Origin of the sequence: Enterococcus alishanensis, from assembly GCF_019218635.1 — a bacterium.
Taxonomy (GTDB): domain Bacteria; phylum Bacillota; class Bacilli; order Lactobacillales; family Enterococcaceae; genus Enterococcus_A; species Enterococcus_A alishanensis.
In genome coordinates, this window is sequence record NZ_JAHUZB010000009.1 from 1 (window position 1) to 15,666 (window position 15,666).

Annotated in this window: 19 protein-coding genes and 2 pseudogenes; 14 read left to right on the forward strand and 7 right to left on the reverse strand. The window is 33.1% G+C overall.

Features of this window, described 5'->3' with window-relative positions; genetic code table 11:
• From KUA55_RS16135 to KUA55_RS16145, 3 genes and pseudogenes are all read left to right on the forward strand, one after another.
• Nucleotides 1-186: pseudogene (locus KUA55_RS16135) on the forward strand (tRNA-binding protein); the annotation flags it as partial.
• Between the two features lie 1,050 nt (nt 187-1,236).
• The gene (locus KUA55_RS16140; RefSeq protein WP_218327430.1) at nt 1,237-1,488 is read left to right on the forward strand and encodes a hypothetical protein; all 252 of its coding nucleotides are present in this window, start codon (nt 1,237-1,239) and stop codon (nt 1,486-1,488) included.
• A 743-nt stretch (nt 1,489-2,231) separates the two neighbouring features.
• Nucleotides 2,232-2,981: an alpha/beta fold hydrolase gene (locus tag KUA55_RS16145; protein WP_218327431.1), complete on the forward strand. Its 750-nt coding sequence runs from the start codon at nt 2,232-2,234 to the stop codon at nt 2,979-2,981.
• A 433-nt stretch (nt 2,982-3,414) separates the two neighbouring features.
• Here the strand turns inward: KUA55_RS16145 and KUA55_RS16150 are convergent, their stop codons facing one another.
• Nucleotides 3,415-3,882, reverse strand: coding sequence for a VOC family protein (locus KUA55_RS16150; protein ID WP_218327432.1), 468 nt, complete (start codon nt 3,880-3,882; stop codon nt 3,415-3,417).
• A gap of 387 nt (nt 3,883-4,269) precedes the next feature.
• Here KUA55_RS16150 and KUA55_RS16155 point away from each other — a divergent pair, with 387 nt between their 5' ends.
• Nucleotides 4,270-4,425, forward strand: a complete 156-nt coding sequence (locus KUA55_RS16155; RefSeq protein ID WP_218327433.1) for an IS110 family transposase — start codon at nt 4,270-4,272, stop codon at nt 4,423-4,425.
• Between the two features lie 314 nt (nt 4,426-4,739).
• On the opposite strand, the gene KUA55_RS16160 is transcribed toward KUA55_RS16155, so the two are convergent.
• The 3 genes from KUA55_RS16160 to KUA55_RS18415 are packed head-to-tail and all read right to left on the reverse strand — an operon-like array spanning nt 4,740 to nt 6,021.
• A complete protein-coding gene (locus tag KUA55_RS16160; RefSeq protein ID WP_218327434.1) occupies nt 4,740-5,153 on the reverse strand; it encodes a DUF3788 family protein in 414 nt (137 codons plus the stop codon).
• Nucleotides 5,147-5,458, reverse strand: coding sequence for a GyrI-like domain-containing protein (locus KUA55_RS18410; RefSeq protein WP_246601576.1), 312 nt, complete (start codon nt 5,456-5,458; stop codon nt 5,147-5,149). The genes KUA55_RS16160 and KUA55_RS18410 overlap by 7 nt, the downstream gene beginning before the upstream one ends.
• 14 nt (nt 5,459-5,472) lie before the next feature.
• Complete coding sequence (locus tag KUA55_RS18415; protein WP_246601573.1) at nt 5,473-6,021, reverse strand: helix-turn-helix domain-containing protein; 549 nt, start codon at nt 6,019-6,021, stop codon at nt 5,473-5,475.
• A gap of 325 nt (nt 6,022-6,346) precedes the next feature.
• Between KUA55_RS18415 and KUA55_RS16170 the strand changes: the two are divergent.
• The 3 genes and pseudogenes from KUA55_RS16170 to KUA55_RS16180 all read left to right on the forward strand — a co-directional run bounded on the left by KUA55_RS16170 (nt 6,347) and on the right by KUA55_RS16180 (nt 7,941).
• Nucleotides 6,347-6,613 (forward strand): annotated as a pseudogene (locus KUA55_RS16170) (type II toxin-antitoxin system RelE family toxin).
• An 89-nt stretch (nt 6,614-6,702) separates the two neighbouring features.
• A complete protein-coding gene (locus tag KUA55_RS16175; protein WP_218327435.1) occupies nt 6,703-7,221 on the forward strand; it encodes an HdeD family acid-resistance protein in 519 nt (172 codons plus the stop codon).
• A gap of 150 nt (nt 7,222-7,371) precedes the next feature.
• Nucleotides 7,372-7,941, forward strand: a complete 570-nt coding sequence (locus KUA55_RS16180; RefSeq protein ID WP_218327436.1) for an NAD(P)H-dependent oxidoreductase — start codon at nt 7,372-7,374, stop codon at nt 7,939-7,941.
• 326 nt (nt 7,942-8,267) lie between these two features.
• Here the strand turns inward: KUA55_RS16180 and KUA55_RS16185 are convergent, their stop codons facing one another.
• Genes KUA55_RS16185 through KUA55_RS16195 form a run of 3 tightly spaced genes read right to left on the reverse strand, consistent with a single transcriptional unit; the run spans nt 8,268 to nt 11,124 of the window.
• A complete protein-coding gene (locus tag KUA55_RS16185; RefSeq protein WP_218327437.1) occupies nt 8,268-9,191 on the reverse strand; it encodes an alpha/beta hydrolase in 924 nt (307 codons plus the stop codon).
• Between the two features lie 39 nt (nt 9,192-9,230).
• A complete protein-coding gene (locus tag KUA55_RS16190; RefSeq protein ID WP_218327438.1) occupies nt 9,231-10,238 on the reverse strand; it encodes an aldo/keto reductase in 1,008 nt (335 codons plus the stop codon).
• 31 nt (nt 10,239-10,269) lie between these two features.
• Complete coding sequence (locus KUA55_RS16195; RefSeq protein ID WP_343214736.1) at nt 10,270-11,124, reverse strand: aldo/keto reductase; 855 nt, start codon at nt 11,122-11,124, stop codon at nt 10,270-10,272.
• A 118-nt stretch (nt 11,125-11,242) separates the two neighbouring features.
• Here KUA55_RS16195 and KUA55_RS16200 point away from each other — a divergent pair, with 118 nt between their 5' ends.
• From KUA55_RS16200 to KUA55_RS16230, 7 genes are all read left to right on the forward strand, one after another.
• Complete coding sequence (locus tag KUA55_RS16200; protein ID WP_218327440.1) at nt 11,243-12,148, forward strand: LysR family transcriptional regulator; 906 nt, start codon at nt 11,243-11,245, stop codon at nt 12,146-12,148.
• Between the two features lie 100 nt (nt 12,149-12,248).
• Nucleotides 12,249-12,608 (forward strand): DUF1304 domain-containing protein, encoded by a 360-nt coding sequence (locus KUA55_RS16205; protein ID WP_218327441.1) that lies wholly within the window; start codon nt 12,249-12,251, stop codon nt 12,606-12,608.
• Nucleotides 12,609-12,770: 162 nt separating this feature from the next.
• Nucleotides 12,771-12,914, forward strand: coding sequence for a hypothetical protein (locus KUA55_RS16210; RefSeq protein WP_218327442.1), 144 nt, complete (start codon nt 12,771-12,773; stop codon nt 12,912-12,914).
• Between the two features lie 130 nt (nt 12,915-13,044).
• Nucleotides 13,045-13,233, forward strand: a complete 189-nt coding sequence (locus KUA55_RS16215; RefSeq protein ID WP_218327443.1) for a hypothetical protein — start codon at nt 13,045-13,047, stop codon at nt 13,231-13,233.
• A 324-nt stretch (nt 13,234-13,557) separates the two neighbouring features.
• The gene (locus KUA55_RS16220) at nt 13,558-13,923 is read left to right on the forward strand and encodes an ACT domain-containing protein (RefSeq protein WP_218327444.1); all 366 of its coding nucleotides are present in this window, start codon (nt 13,558-13,560) and stop codon (nt 13,921-13,923) included.
• A gap of 492 nt (nt 13,924-14,415) precedes the next feature.
• Complete coding sequence (locus KUA55_RS16225) at nt 14,416-14,742, forward strand: hypothetical protein (RefSeq protein WP_218327445.1); 327 nt, start codon at nt 14,416-14,418, stop codon at nt 14,740-14,742.
• A 224-nt stretch (nt 14,743-14,966) separates the two neighbouring features.
• Nucleotides 14,967-15,275: a YciI family protein gene (locus KUA55_RS16230; protein ID WP_218327446.1), complete on the forward strand. Its 309-nt coding sequence runs from the start codon at nt 14,967-14,969 to the stop codon at nt 15,273-15,275.
• Nucleotides 15,276-15,666 lie beyond the last annotated feature (391 nt).

The following is a 15,666-nucleotide window of genomic DNA, read 5'->3' on the forward strand; positions in this document are numbered from 1 at the left end:
GCACAACTAACTAATTATGAGGCAGAAGAACTTATTGGTAAACAAGTAGTCTGCGTCTGCAGTTTTGCACCAATCAGAATTGGGGACGTTAAAAGTGAGATTAGAATACTAGGTAGTGATACAGATTCTGGCTGTATTTTATTAACTTCACTAAGTAAAGTAAAGAATGGTAGTAAGATTTTTTAACCTCAACAATTTAAAATAATATTACTAGATTACTGCTTGTCTTCTGACAGGCAGTTTTTTTTTTCTTCGTTAATCTATTCCATCCATCCACTCAGTTATCTGCATCGTTTACGGATTAAAACCAAGAATTTTGTTTTTTTATATTTTTTGAAATCATTGTTATATCTTCATTTATAGCTGATTATTCCGAAAAAAAATATTAAACTACTCGATTTTTTTGCTATTTTTTTTATACTTAGACTAGCTTAATAATTTTTTTTAATGAATAATCATTACACCTCTATTTAAGCTAGTTTGATATTAGTTTTTCTTTATCTATCTTCACTTTTTACGATAGATAAACAATTTATTATTGTGGTTGAAATTGGTATTTTAATTATTGAATATGGCTATAAGTAGATACTTGTCACGTTTTAAAATGTAGGTTCGATTCCTACCCTCCACATCAAATCTAACTAAGCGAAATACTATCTTTGTTATCAGAAAGGAGAAATAAAATGTTTTTAATATTCTTAGTTTTATTTACCACAAGTTTTTTAGCATTTACAACCTATGACAGCTATCCTGCAAAATATCAAAAAGTATCTCTATTCTTTTCATTTGCTTTTCTTGTCCTATTTTTATACTTTTTACCAATCACACATATACGAAGCTCCTTGTCTTTCTTTGAAAATTCTGCTGCAAAAAGGGAGCAAATGATTCAATACATAAGGAATCCACATAGTATTCTAATTCATACATTCAAGTAATTTTTTATTTACTGAGCCATCACCTTTTTAATTTTTTCAACATCTTTCTAACGTCTACAATATGTTTCATTAGTAGAGTCTAATTCATTTTATTTCTAGTGCAATGAATTTTTGAATTCCTTTATTATCAGGCTTTATATCGACTTTTAACTTATCTTATAACAACATTACTAGTATTATATTAACCAGCATTTTATAGTATCTCTAAACCAAAAAGGAGATGATATTATGTTATTAGCAACAATTTTACTTGTTAAAATGGTACACATGTTTAAATTCTAATGAAAGGTGGGGATAGATCATGAAATTAATTTTTTTAAGTTTTTTAGTAATCAGCTTTTTAGTTGGCTTTTTGGGGACTTGGTACTTTAGTGAGAGAGATGGCAAATACTATAAAATTTCTCTTGTAACTGCTGGGGCTTCGCTTATACTTTTTTGTGCCTTCTTTCCAACAGATAAAGTGATTGATCACATGAGTACAATTGACACATCTGATTCTGTAGTTAAAACAGATGTTTATACAACACGAAAAATTTCACACAAAAATTTTTAACAAATTTTATAGAATTTAAATTAATTCGAGAGGAAATCCATTTGATACATTTAAATCATTCAAAATGAAAGCATCTATACTAATTCAAATAGTAGGTGCTTTTTTCTTTTCTACAATAATTTCTACTTAACGACACTTTTATTTTCATGTTAGTAGGTTAGAAAATAAAAAAAACTTCCCACCTGTAGGAATAATCTCTTGTCCCAAGTATGAGGCGCTCTTCTATATATTTTTCCTATCTCTGAAAATATCTCATGCCTCCCTGAAGTAACTAGCCATCACTCAGATCACTGCCAATTCTATATATAAACAGCCAGCCTTTCAACATATCTTTACTTAAGAGTATCTGTGATTTTCTGGATGTAAAACAAGTAAATACATAGTAAATACAACGTTAGGTTTAGTTAGGTTTTATTCACCAAAAATGAGTCTATTAAACTCTGATTTAGCAGACTGATTAGTTCTCTCAATCTTAGGCTAAAAAAATAACTCTCGCCATTTAGTATGGTAAAGCTCGTTTCTTCTTTTAAGTCTATGAAATTTGCCGTTAATTAGCGGACAAGTTGTTCATCATTACCATTTTTCATATTGAAGCGCTCAGAATTCCCACAATCCAGTCTTCAATCACTCTATCTCCATGATATAATAAAGGTAGGAAAATCTTCTTTTTATGAAGGAGGAATTGTTATGGGAACATGGATTGTACCGACTATTCGCTAGTTTAAGAATAGGAGGGTAAAAAAATGAGTTTCTTTAATTATCAAGGCAAAAAGATTTATTACACAATTATCGGTGAAGGTGAACCGCTAGTATTTTTGCATGGCAATACTTCTTCGTCAAAATTATTTGAGCCACTGCTTCCTCTGTATAAAGGTAATCAGGTAATTCTTATCGATTTTTTAGGTTATGGTCAATCGGATCGTGTCGAAAGTTTTCCAACTGAATTATGGAAAGATGAAGCGCAGCAAGTAATCAGTTTGTTAGACTTCTGTCAACTCCCTCCAGTGAACTTACTCGGTACGAGTGGCGGTGCTTGGGTGGCTTTAAATGTTGCCTTAACTCGCAGTGATTTAGTTGCCAAAGTAGTTGCAGATAGTTTCGATGGTCGTACGTTACACTCAGGCTTTCGTGAAAGCTTGGTCACTGAACGAACTATGGTTACAGCGAATCCTGAGACAAGGATTTTTTATGAATGGTGTATTGGTAAGGATTGGGAGCAAGTTGTTGCGCGTGATACTGACTCGCTACTGCGCTTAATTGATGCTAGAAGCGAACTTTTTTCAAAACCTTTGGAAACCCTCGAAGTTCCATTACTATTACTTGGCTCTAAAGAGGATCCGCTGTTGCGTAAAGATTTAGAAACAGAATATCAAGCAATCACTAAAGCCTGCAAAAATTCGATCTGCCACCTATTTGAACACGGTGGTCATCCTGCGATAGGTACAAATGCACAAGCAGCAGCAAAAGTGATTACTTGTTTCATAGAGTCATAAGACCGTCCTACAAATTAAAGTTTAAAAAGAGGGTAACTTCTATTCTTGAAGATTACCCTCTTTTTTTGACCCAATAGTATACCTACTTTAATTTGATCTTCAAAAAAATATAATAGTCCACTAAACTCTGAGATAGCGGACAACCTTACAAAAATCAAAATAGAATCAATTGAATTTATGAATCATAATAAACAATTAGAACTTTTTTAATACTGTAAGTTTGTCATCTTGTATTCGATAGTTTTCTTTATAGCCGACGTTAACAGAAAAACCGCCAACTTATTTTAGTTAGCGGTTTTTGTCTATATATTTTTCTGAGTATTTTCTATACTCTCTTGTTTCAACTACTGATTCGAATCTTTTTTCATAATGACTTTTACCATTGTATAAAGCAACACTTTTTATTTCGTGCGATTGCTCTGCTGTCACCATCTTATTTCTTGAGCATTCGCTCTATTCTCCCTTTTTTCATAAAGGTTTTTTCTGCAAGTTGATCTACGGTTAATCCCTCTGCGTGTAGGCGTTTCATCATTACAGCCAAATCTTCGCCCACTTCAATTATGTGCTTGTCTGGATCATAAAAACGGATCACATTTTGGCCCCAGGGCATGGTAGATGCTTCGCCAATGATAGATACATTCATTGCATTCAACTTTTTCATGAAGCCATCAAAATCTTCTTCTTCAAAATACAACTCCACAACGTTTCCCTGATAATTAAAAAAACTTGCATCGCATTTGGTGAATTGCATCCATGAGCTTTCGGTCTGTGCCGAAATCCCACCGGTGAATGTGACGTTTTCGCCAAGGTCAGAGATAACCCGTACACCTAAAATAGCTGTATAAAACTCCTTGGTTCTCTCAATATCCTTTACAACAAGCATTGTTCCTCTGTATTTCATAGTACACACTCCTCGTAATATATATTTTGAAACGACTTTCATCGTTTCAATTCCCCTTATGGGTCATTCCTTATTAAATAACTTTTAGTGCTTAGGTATTGGCCTTTATTCCTGAATAATAGACTTATGGAATGGTCTATCGGAACACTGCTATCTACTTCTGTAGTTTGACTACAACTGGAAGCCTGCATCCCGACCAGTTGGTTATCATGCCCCAAACCCATTAGCTGTACCGTTTATTTTTTTTAATATTTCTAGTAGGAAATAGCGTGGCTTTTAAAAAATGAACTGCAGAGTACTATTAAGCGAGACTGCGGTTATCCAATAGGTTTCAGGGACAAACTTCAATAGCTAAGTATTCCAAATAAATATGAAAGGAGGCCCTCCATGAAATTATTTGTCGGTTTAGATGTTAGTTCTCAAAAATTAGATACTTGTTTTCTGCTGGATTCAAAAGAAATCCTGTTTGAAAGATCCCTCAGTAATGATTTAATCGGTGCTAGTGAAATCAAACAAAAGATTATTGAATACCATGAAACCTAGGGTTTTAATCGAATCGTCATATAGGCTTTCAAATAATTTTTATCAGATTTTTAATCAATGATATTTCCCATCTCAAAATCCTCTTTATCGATTATTTAATTAAAAGTATATCATAAAAATTTTTGCTAACTAATATCAGTTTTCAAAGAGCTATATCTTTACTAGTTTTTTTGTAAAGGGCTGAGTTAATCTACCACTTTTTTATTTATAACAAATAAAAAACTACCAACAGATTCAATAAGTTGGTAGTCAAAGAATTTTTATTAGTTTGAGTAATGGTTTCGGTGGATTGAACAAAAAAATTTTCACTTGGACTATTTAGCATTCTTTTTATATTCAATCAATTGATAGACATCTAGCAAATCATTTTCATTATAAATATCGATTTTAAGTGTCGTAAACTGATTGCCACTGATTGAAGCATTGGAAAATGCCTCTTTTAATTCGTCTGATATGTTGAGATCAAAAACTCCTTGTTTATTTTTTTCATTAAAATGAGCAGCGATCGTGAAAAAGCCCACCTCAGGTTGCCCCCAGAATATTGTTTTTCTTTTTCGAGTGGCCTTTGCAAGCCAACCACCATCTTTATAAAAACGCCATTCTAGGTTAATTTCAAAAGCTGGTAGTTTTTCTATGAGTAGCTTATACGCTGAAAAACTATCGCCCAAAACAACACTTAGATTTTCATCAATTGGCTTTATATTTTTGTCCTTTTTAAAATCTACCATAATCTGCCTCCTTCATTCTTATTTTTTATAGGCACCCAGTATTCAAGAATCTTTCCCATCGCGCCATCTTCAGCATGTACTGAAATATCTGGACCGCAATCATATTCATATCCGCTTGTTGGCAACCATTCTGAAATCACTCGTTTCCCCAAATTTTGTGTTTCTTCAATTGTCTTTCCAGCGTATGAAAAAATTGCCCAAGTATATGCATCCACTACATACTCCTCTAAAGATTCCATTAAAGGTTCCTCTGTTGGAACTGAAATTAAATAGCGCCAACGTTCAACATTTTCATCAGGAATCATCACTTCGAACAATCCTAATTGGTCGTTGCCTGCCATTTTTTTAGTTGATGGATTGTTCCATTGTTCTCAGCTGCTTCCCAGATTTTTTCAACTGGCTCAACCATTCCTTCAAAATCTCCATAAAGTGATATAGAGACGCCTATCACTCGAAAAGATTCCTTTGTCTCAATTCTAAAATCGAGACTCTCTGCCCCTTTTATCTCCATTTTAAAACTGATAGGTGAGTAGGATTTTATCAATGCACCATCTAGTTTAGCACTTGAAGGTGATAGCCCATGAACACTTTGAAACGCTCGATTAAAAGCAGTCGGCGAGTGATAACCGTATTTTAATGCAACATCTATGATTTTCATATCACTCTTTTTTAAATCCGCAACTGCTAAAGACATTCTTCTACGTCGAATATATTCTGATAAAGGAATTCCTGTCATATAAATGAACATTCTTTGAAAATGATACGTCGAGCAGTCTGCTACTTTAGCAATATTTTCAATATTCAATGCATCTGTAATGTGTTCTTCAATGTAGATAATAGCAGCATTCATTTTTTCTATCCAATCCATTTTTACCATCTCCAATATAGTTTAGATACTTTATTTTAAAATAAAAAGACGGTCTCTTCCTCTCTTTTTACACAATATTTAGAGAGTATGTAAATAAACACCTATCCTAAATCGGGAAATAGTTTTCAGCAATGGCGTACATCCTGAGTTAGCAGCTTGACTGATGACCTTCACTTAATTGAATAAAGGTTAGATAAAAATTTGAAATTTTACTTTCCATTTTTATTACAATGAAATACAAGAAAGCGAGTTGATTATTATGGCTAGAAGATAATAAACCAACCCTTCCTATGAACGAAATACTAAAAGAATTTGGTAACATGTGATGGTTTACCATTTAGAATTTAGTAAAGACGTGCAAAAACAACTTCGAAAAATGGATAAACATCAAGCCATTTTAATCGTTCGATAGTTATACAAGAATGTCGATGGCATAACTGACCCAAGACAACAAGGGAAAGCATTAACTGGTAACTTAGGTTCTTATTGGCGATATCATATTGGAAATTATCCTGCAATCGTTGAAATTGAAGATGATCCCATAGTGATTACAGCAATTCAGGTTGGTCACAGAAGAAATATTTATGTTTGAGTCCTTTAAGTCAGTCGTTTACAGACTTTTTAGTTTTTATTTCCAATAATTCTCATTAAAATGTATAATATTTTCCGGAGGTGAGTATTATGGAAAAAAGATCAGGTTTTATTTGGGCACCATTTCTTTTGGGAATTATCTTTATTTTCGTTTCCTTAGTTACATTTCGTGACCCAGAAAGTAGTTTGTTAGCAATTGTTTATGTGTTTGCTTTCTCTGCAATTTTTAAAGGTGTCTTTGAACTATTCTTTAGACGTAGTTTGAACGAATCTGCTGGACAACACTCAACATTGCTAATCGTATTAGGAATATTTGATATAATAATCGGAGTATTTCTTTTATTCAACATTTCAGCGGGCTTAATTGCACTACCTTTTGTGTTTGCAATTTGGTTTATCGTTGATTCTATTGTCGCATTAGCTACATCAGGTATCTATAAAGTTGCAAGTACTGGTTATTATTGGTTTAACGTTATTGTTAATATCATCGGAATTATTTTAGGAATAATGTTGATATTTAATCCTATATCTTCTGCATTAACACTTGCATTTCTAGTTGGTTTTTACTTCATGATGATGGGTATTACACTTATAGTTTACGCATTTTAATTGATAGAGGCTTTTTAGCCTCTATTTTTTTTCGCAATATGTTTCTTTTGCTGACTATTCCTTCCTATATAACTAACTACGACCTAAGTACTATATCTATTTTTCTTGAATAGTTTATATTTATATAAAAATGAAAGAAGATAGATTAATTTGAACATTCTTATAATTTACGCTCATCCCAATGCTGAAAGTTTTAACTACACAATACTTAATACATTAAAAAATAGTATTTCATCACAAAACAACACCAAAATTCTTGATTTAAATAAAGAAAATTTTGATCCCGTTCTACGTTTCGATAAAGAAAACAAAAGAAGAGATTTAAAAGACGACCCTGCCACTCTAGAACTTCGTTCCCAGTTGACATGGGCTGATCACTTAATTTTTATTTTTCCAATTTGGTGGGGAGGAATGCCTGCGATACTTAAGGGTTATATTGATAGAGTTTTTGCAAAAGGATTCGCTTACGAATACAAAGGCACATTACCCGTAGGACTACTTCCTGGGAAGACTGCAGCAATTATAACAACCCATGATACTCCAGGATTTTATGCCAATTTTTTCCAGCAAGATTATGGTAAAGTTTTGAAAAAACAAGTCTTAAAAATGTGTGGCATTAAGACTAATACTTTTATCGTCTTTCCTTTTACACGTAATTCTAATCAACAAAAAAGAAATACTTTTTTGTCTAAGATTTCTGCTTACGCAAACAATCTTTAAATTTCTTTCATAATATAATTAGTAATGTTTGAATACCACTTCAATAATTCAGAAACTTACTATTATCATGCTGATAGCAGAAAAATAGCTTTTTCTGCTATCTCTTCCATTAATGGACTATGACAATATCACACCAACTTGTTTAACTGAACACAGCGCAAGTCGTTTATCCTTTAAAATAAGTACATCATTCAATTTTATTAAAGAAAAAAACAATCCTTCAAAATAATTTGATGGATTGTTTTTTGCTTGCTAATATCCGTATTTTACTAAATAGACCTAATTATCTTTTTTAGTGGGTACATTATTTCAGATATGAATAGAAACTATCCTAAATATTTTTTATAAAACGGTACTAATTTTTCCAAAGCTAATCGCGTTGGTTCTGGTTGATCGTATAAATCATAATGTGACCAGCCTTTTAAGACAAACAATTCTTTTTCTTTGGAACCTGCACGGCGAATAATTTCAAAACCATCACGATAAGCACCAAATGCACCAGGTTTATCACCAACAATAACCAACAGTGGTTGCGTCAAAAGTGTTTCGATTAAATGATATGGATCGTAATTTACTAACGCTGTACTATGTGAGTAGACTGATAAGTTAGTGCCATTTGGCTTTTGCCCACGTGGGGTGCGATAATATTCGATAGCTTCAAGTGGATCAATATCGTCAATCCCCATTTTTTTGGCTACTTCTACAGTATCAGGTAGCGCATTATCCACACGAATTTCAGCACCTCGAGCTTCTGCAGTTCGTTGTTTTGCCATTTCTTCCAATTGTTTAATCGGATTAAATTCCGTTTCTCTCCAGAGACGACCAATTGAAGCAGCCGTAACTGTACCAATAGCTTTGAAGCGACGTTCCATTTTTGCAGCGTCAATTGTGTAAGCACCGCCACCACAAATACCTAAAACACCAATTTTTTCTTCATCAACGTAATCTAATGTTACTAAATAATCTACTGCATAACTAAAATCTTCCGTTCTCATACCGGGGTTTTCCAGATGGCGTAACTTCCCACCACTTTCTCCTTGGAAGGAAGCGTCAAAAGCTAAAACCAAAAATCCTGCTTGTGCTAACGCTTGTCCATAGATATTTCCAGCTGTTTGTTCTTTACTACTACCGATTGGATGGGCGCTGACGATTGCTGGATATTTTTTTGTTTCGTCAAAATGATCTGGAAAGTACAAATCACCAGCCATATTCCAGTCTAAATTTTTAATTGTTACAGATTTTTTATTCATGTTTTTTGCTCCTTTGTATTGAAACTTCAGTCATAGTTTTTATTTATTTTCCCATTGATGTCCAAAAGTTGCCTGTTGTGTTTCGATATGTCCACGATGTCCGTGAATCGTAATTCTATCGAGCTCTACTTCTAATCGCGCAAACTCATCATCTGTCAATCTGACATTCCACGCACCTAAATTTTCTAAAATTCTTGCTTGATTTTTTGAACCGGGAATTGGCACCACATTAGGATATTTGTGTAGCATCCAAGCAAGAGAAATCTGGGCATTAGTGGCTTTTTTTTCTTTTGCATATTCAGCTAAAATTGCTAAAATCGGTTGATTCGCTACCATGTTTTCTTTCGAAAGTTGTGGCACGAATTTTCGCACATCATCGCCTTCAAAACTTGTTTCAACGGTAACATTCCCTGATAAAAAACCACTAGCAATCGGAGAAAATGGCACAACAGTTATCCCATTTGCCAAACAATAAGGAAAAATATCTTTTTCTGCATCACATTCCATCATTGAATACAAATTTTGGACCGCAGCAACCGGCGTAACTGCATGAGCTTTTGCTAAAATATCCACGCCCACTTGCGAAAGCCCCCATTCTTGAATTAGACCTTCCTCAATCAGTTCACCCATTACCTCAGCAACAGCTTCCACTGGAATTAATTCATTCACACGGTGCAAATAATATAAATCCACATAATCTGTTCGCAAATTTTCTAAAGATTTTTTCAGATGACTATGAATAACCATAGATAAGTCCATTTCATCAGTAATCTCATTTTCATCAATATGCAATTTTGTTGCTAAAACAACTTGATCTCTGAAGCCTTCGACAGCTTTTCCTAATAGTTCCTCATTGTGACCGGGGAAAAATAATTCTCGACCATAAGCTTCGGCAGTGTCAAAAAAGTTACAACCAAACGCATAGGCTTTTTGAATTGCAGCAATGCTATAAGATTCTTCCGGGACCTCTCCATAACCATGAGAAAATCCCATGCAGCCCATTCCGATTGGCGAAACTGTTAAACTACCGATTTTTCTTAATTCCATCTCAATTCCTCACTTTTCTATATGATTAATCCTATTTCTCTGGATATCTGACTTCATTAAATGATTTGGCAATATCAGCGGTTAAATGATCAATAATTTTGAAGCCTGTTTCTAATAATTTGATTTCATCCATATCTTCTTGACTTAATTCAAAGTCAAACACATCAATATTTTGTTTCATGCGATCAACATTAGCTGATTTTGGAATCACCACCGTATCTCGTTGTAATTGCCAGCGTAAAATTACTTGCGCAGGAGATTTGCCATATTTTTCGGCAATTTCTTTTAATATTTCATTTTGAAAAATATTGCCGTTTCCTTCTGCAAAAGGTGCCCACGCTTCTGGTTGAACGCCATATTCTTCCATCACTTCTAATGCGCGACGTTGTTGACGCAGCGGGTGAATTTCGATTTGGTTAATTGCTGGTTTGATTTCGTTGTTCACAATCAAATCCACCAAACGATCTTCACTGAAATTACTCACACCAATCGCACGAATTTTGCCTTCTTTATATAATTCTTCCATCGCCCGCCATGAGCCATAATAATCATTAAAAGGTACATGAATCAAATACAAATCTAAATAATCTAAGCCTAATTTATCTAACTGGCGTTGGAAAGCTTTTTTAGTTGCTTCATATCCGGCATCTTGTAGCCAAAGTTTCGTTGTGACAAAAATTTCTTCACGAGGAATACCACTTTTAGCGATTGATTTCCCGACTGCTTCTTCATTCAAATAACCTGGCGCTGTATCAATCAGACGATAGCCTGCTTTCAATGCTTCTGTGACAATTTTTTCACTTTCTACCAAATCTGGAATTTGAAAAACGCCGAATCCTAATTTTGGCATTTTTACGCCATTGTTTAATGTTACATAGTCCATAATGATGACTTCCTTTCGGTTTGTATACTTGGTATGAACATAGATTATCACCCGACGAATTGTTTGAGAATTTGTAAAATGTTAATATCGTATTAACCAATAGTTAATGGAGGGGAAATTTATGTATAACCACCTTTTAGATACTTTTATTACCGTTGTCGATATGGGAAGTTTTGCTAAAGCATCAGAGTCTTTATTTATATCTGCGCCGGCTGTCATGAAACAGATGAATTTATTAGAAGAACAATTAGATTTACAGCTAATCGAAAGAAGTCACCAAGGAATTACCTTAACTGAAGTTGGTCAATCTATTTATGAAGACAGCAAAAAAATCATCGCCTTTTCGGAAGAAGCGATGACTCGTGCCGATAATCTAATGAAAGACCATCCTTGGAAAATTAAAATCGGGAGCTCATTGTTAAATCCTAGTCAGCAAATTTCCAGTTTATTAGCCGCTATCCGTAAAAAAAATAATCGTTTCTCTTTTGAAATTGTGCCTTTTGACGATAATCGCGATACGATTATTTCTGTCCTTCATCAATTAGGAACGACTTACGATATTATCGCAGGATCTTACACTGCCGATATTACCGCAAAGTTAGCCGGTTATCATGAACTTTATCCGGTAACTTTTACCATTGCCGTTCCTCTAAACCATCCGTTATCACAAAAAGACAATTTAGAAATAGAAGATTTATTTGGAGAAACCCTTGTCTCAGGAAAAAGTTCACCGAATCGTCCGGTTGGTATCCTACAAGCCGACTTAGCGGAAAAATATCCCGAAATCAAACAGGAAATCACTTCAGAATTTTACGATATGAATGTTTTTAACAAGTATGATCAGTCCAATAAATTACTGCTTTCTTTACCACAGTGGCAATATGTTCAGCCGAATTTCGTAACATTGCCAGTCAATTGGCCGTATCAAAATATTTTTGGTCTACTCTACCCATTAAAACCAAAAAGAGAAGTAACAAAATTTTTAGAATATGTCTCACTTGTACAAAAAGAGAACCCAACTGAATAAAGTGATAGAAATCAAAAATATATGTATTCCAAAAGATTGACTGTTTTATACTGGTTAAATATACTTCTATGAGTATTTACATTGTACAAGGAGGAAAAACATGTCTTTTTTAACAAAACTATTAACCGTATTAGTTGCATTGGAGTTTTTCTATATCATGTATCTTGAAACATTTGCGACAACATCAAAATCTACAAGTAGGGTATTCAATATTCCTCAAAAAGAATTACATTCTTCATACTTAAACACCCTATTTAAAAATCAAGGTATCTATAATGGGTTGTTGGGAGTTGGATTGATATATAGCATATTTTCTCCAACTGCATCTTTAGAAATTAGTCGCATCATTTTAATTTATATTATTTGTGTTGCGATATATGGCAGCGTATCTAGTGATAAAAAAATCATTTTCACGCAAGGCGGATTAGCTATTATCACATTAATTACCACTTTATTTTGAGTGTCACTTAATCCCCTAACTATTTCGTACACGGACTTTGGTTAATCTGAAACATAATATATTCTCTAAATTGCCTAATCCTCTAAAAAAATTGGTAAATTGTCTAAAATAATCAAGTAAGCTATACTCATCAATAAAATATGAATAAAACGGAGTTGTCCCATGAATTTTAATTTTGATAAAAGAAAACAATACCTCACACTTAGCTTGCTTTTAATCCTGATTGGCGCAAATACAAACATTGCTGTATCATTTATAGGCTTTCTTGTTGGAATAAAAGGGTTTTGGGCATTCAAAAGCAATTAGTTAATCTACTATTTATGACTGTAGCCTTAGGGCTTTTTTTCAATAGCTTCCATTTATTGACTCAGCTATCTCCGTCGCTTACAGACTTTTTATTTTCGCTTTGTTATACTTTCAACATGGAGGTGAAAGTATGATTAAACGAAAATGGGCTTTTGTAGTTGCAGTTATTTTTTCTTTATTCGCGATTTATAAACTATTTACTGGGTCAGTTGCTGATCCTAACATGCCTGCTGCTTATAATACTGGTGGGTTATTGGGAACGTTATTTTTTCCTGTATTATTCTTTGTTATTGCATTTTTTCCTAAAAAGAATAAATAGTTAATGGCTATCATTAAAAGATAGCTTTTTTATTTGCCACAATCTGTTTCGTTTACTGACTCAGCTATATCCGTCACTTGCAGTTTTGTATTTTTATAAATTTTTGTTCACTCAGCTAATTCATTCTTGACTTAAGATTTACCTGAATTAAATTCCTGATTTATCAATTTTTCATAGTCGAGTAATTCAGTTAATTCCGCTTGTAGCAATGTATTATTTCTATTGTCGTAACTTTAATTTAACAGAATGGAATTCCTTTGTTTGCACTAAATATTTTACGCTATCTCTTTATTAAGTTATAGTTATTAAAAAAGGAGATTGTCCATGAAAATAAATAAAATAAATGTTCCATTATCAGTTATACAAGTAGCAGCTATTACTGATATTGATTTATCAGTATCGCCATTATTTATAGGAAAAACAGAGGACGAATTATCTGTTGTATTACCTACCCAAAATGTACCTTCAATGACACTATCTCGTGAAGATGATTGGAAGGGATTCAAAATTGAAGGTGTTTTAGACTTTAGCTTAGTTGGAATATTGTCCAAAATATCTTCTCTTTTAGCTGACGCGAATATTAGCATATTTGCTATATCTACTTATAATACAGATTATATTTTAGTAAAAGCGACTCACTTCGATAAATCTATCAAAATATTAGAGAACACAGGGTACAAAATAGTTTAGTGATTTACATATTTGCTGTTACTGTATCCTCTTTTCTATTTTGTGTTTCAACTGTTAGTTAAGCTTAATGGAATTTACCAAATTTACCAGTAAGTGATCGAGTCGATAATAGGCGATACGGCAAAGTCTATTTTGGATGCTGCTACAAGCTTTAACACCGTTCAAAGCACGTCCATAGGAAGAATATGTTTTAAGTTTCTTTGATTTATAAATGGAGTTATCTTCTAACGAGTCGATCAATACTGGATACTGTTCCATCCCCTAATACTGTGTCCAATATTCACAATAAAACCCGCTTAAACTTTCATTACAGGCATAAAAAACATATTTTTTCTTCACTATCATCATCCCACCTCATTCCACTATTTCTTCCACTTACTGACTCAGCTATAGCCGACGTTAGCGGAATTTATTAATCTCAAAATATTGCAATCCTTTTTCTTTTTAATAAATAATGATATTATTATTAAAAAGAAATCGAGGTAGCTTATAATGAATCAATTACAATTTCTTCTTGTTGGTTTTTGTGTTATCGGTTTTTTTGGTAGTCTCTCGCTGTTTACCCCTAATGTGCCTTGGCGTGATTTTACAGTCTTCTTTCGTAAAGAAAAGAAGACGGAATATCTCCAATACTCCAATAAATTTTTAGGAAAAACATGGCTAGCTATTGGATGTAGCTCATTAGTTATCCTTTTGATTTCTTTTGTAATAAAAATCGACATTCACTTTCAATTGATTATAATTAGCTATATTACCTTTTTATTAGTGATGAGAATTATGCTTGAAATAAGTTGGCAAAAAACTAAAAATAATTTCTAAGAGATAGCACTTAAATAGTACTATCTCTTTTCTATTTACTTATTGTTTCCGTAAAAGACTGAGTTAGCTGACTTATTGTTTATGAATTATTTGTTGCAGTGACAAACAAAATGTAATTTTTCCTCATTTCCCTTCTCCTCTCAGTACATTGAATTGGTGTTGCGTGGACTTGAAAACTAAAATACACAAGCGTAGTATGATTGAAATAAGAGGAGGATTTTCAAATGAAAAATTTATTTATTTTAGAATTAACTTATCAAAAAGATTTGAGCCAAGTGGAAAAGTTTCTTGAGCTTCATAATCAATATCTACAAAAAAACTACGATTTAGACCATTTTATTTGCTCTGGGCGTAAAAATCCTAGAACAGGCGGAATCATATTAGCAAGGTTGTCCTCCAAAGAAGATGCAGAATCTATTATCAAAGAAGATCCATTTTTAATTCATGGTATTGCTACTTATTCTATTATTGAATTTGTTCCAACCAAATTTAATAATGAATTTACTTTTAACAGTTTATTTGAAAGCGACTGACTTATTTCGTCGCTTTTTCATTTAGAACCAATTCCACTATCTTGGTGGTTAGCGGAAAATTCTATTTCTTATTCAATTTCTACAAGTATCTTCTGAGAACACTTGCTTTCTGCGATCATAGAAATATAATTATCTTAAACAACGTAAAGGAGCTCTCAACTATGAAACTAATACTAATATTCTGTATTGGGATTGCCATTTTTTGTGCATTAGCTTCAAATAAAAAGTCCTAAAAAGATAATCTTAAACTCTACTTTTTCCATTATTTCCGTCGTTAACGGACTTCCGTCACTATGGTCCAACTTGCTCAATTGATTTAAATTAGCAATTGGGTCCAAGTAATTTATTTTCTACAACCTGGTTCTATTCTTTATTTTCAATTCAGCGATAT